Annotated in this window: 2 protein-coding genes; both read left to right on the top strand. The window is 45.3% G+C overall.

Annotated elements, in window-relative coordinates:
• Window positions 1-1,561 (top strand): reverse transcriptase domain-containing protein (locus tag F6K53_RS40615; protein WP_293085854.1); only part of this gene is annotated, 1,561 nt, incomplete at its 5' end.
• A gap of 30 nt (window positions 1,562-1,591) precedes the next feature.
• Window positions 1,592-1,670: zinc ribbon domain-containing protein (locus tag F6K53_RS40610; RefSeq protein WP_293085857.1), on the top strand; the 79-nt coding region annotated here is incomplete at its 3' end.

Raw genomic sequence — 1,670 nt, 5'->3', positions numbered from 1 at the left:
TCTTTGGAAAAGCCAGAAGTGGAAGAAATTCCGCCAAAATCTTTTCCGCCTACAAAAACGTGTATACAAAGCGGTTCGAGCTGGTGACTTAAAGAAAGCCAGGTCTCTACAGAAACTGATTCTGAAATCCCGTGCAGCACAACTCCTGGCCGTCCGACAAGTGACTCAGCTAAATAAGGGTAAAAAGACCGCTGGAATTGATGGCAAGTCAAGCCTCAATTACAGACAACGCATGGAATTGGTGGAAGCACTGAACGACTATGGCCATGACTGGCATCATAATCGACTACGAGAAGTCCCCATTAAGAAAAAGAATGGGAAAACTCGGACGCTAAAGATACCAACCATAGCCGACAGAGCATGGCAATGTCTAATTCTATACGCACTAGAACCCGCACACGAAGCCACATTCAGTGGTGACAGTTACGGATTCAGGACAGGAAGATGCGCTCAAGATGTCCAGAAAAGATTGTTCACACACCTACAATCCAATCACAACGGCATCAACAAACGTATCATCGAATTAGACATCAAAAAATGTTTTGACCGCATCTCCCATAACTCCATCATGGATAGATTGCTAGCACCTGCATGTCTGAAACAGGGGATATTCAGATGTTTAAAAGCAGGCATCAATCTGGAATTCCCGGAGCAAGGAACTCCCCAAGGCGGTGTAGTCAGCCCCTTATTAGCCAACATTGCACTTAACGGAATAGAAGACATACACACTAGTCTTCGGTACGCCGACGACATGGTGTTCATCTTAAAGCCAAAGGACGATGCCAACAAAATCCTCCAGAAGGTCAAAGACTTCCTGGCGGACAGAGGGATGGAAATCAATGAAGAAAAGACCAAACTGACTAAAACGACAGACGGATTTAACTTCCTGGGGTGGAAATTCCGCGTCAGAAAAGACGGAAAGTTCTCATGTACTCCCTCAGAGGAAAACCACAGGAACATACGTAAGAAGATTAAAACCGTGGTCAACTGCTCGAATTATGGTGCCAAAGTAAAAGCGAAAAAGTTAGCCCCAATCGTACGCGGATGGCGTAACTATCACAGTAGTTGCGATATGAGTAGCTCAAGGGACAGCTTATGGTTCATGAACCAAACCGCAAACCTAAAATTCCGAAAGGAAAAGAAAGTAAACCGGTATCAGGCCAACGAACTATGTAAAAAGGCATTCCCAAAAGTGGGGTACAAACAGAATCAACACGTGAACGTGAGGGGAACTAAGTCACCCTATGACGGCGACCTAGTATATTGGAGCAAAAGGAATTCACGCCTATACTCTGATATTACCTCTGAGGCATTGAAAAGGCAAAACCATTCCTGTGGACACTGTGGATTGAAGTTTCTAGAATTCGAGGATGTACATCTCCATCACATCGATGGAAACCACGACAACTGGAAAACAAAGAACTTACTAGCAGTTCACCGGAGCTGCCACCAACAGATACACTGGAGCAAGCCAAAAGGCCGGTCAAAGACCGAGTTTACCCAGGAGCTGGGTGAGGTGAAAGTCTCACGCCCAGTTCTGAAGCGGAGGTGCTCCCCTTAATAGGGGACATCGACCGTAACAAAGTCAGGCATACCAGTAGTAAAGATAAATCCCAGGCATACGTCTCAAAAATGCCCAAAATGTCATCACATAAGTAAAGCCAACAGAA

Source organism: Moorena sp. SIO4A1, assembly GCF_010672065.1.
GTDB lineage: Bacteria > Cyanobacteriota > Cyanobacteriia > Cyanobacteriales > Coleofasciculaceae > Moorena.
The sequence above is the reverse complement of the archived record's forward strand: the minus strand, read 5'-3'. Positions and strand labels throughout refer to the sequence as shown.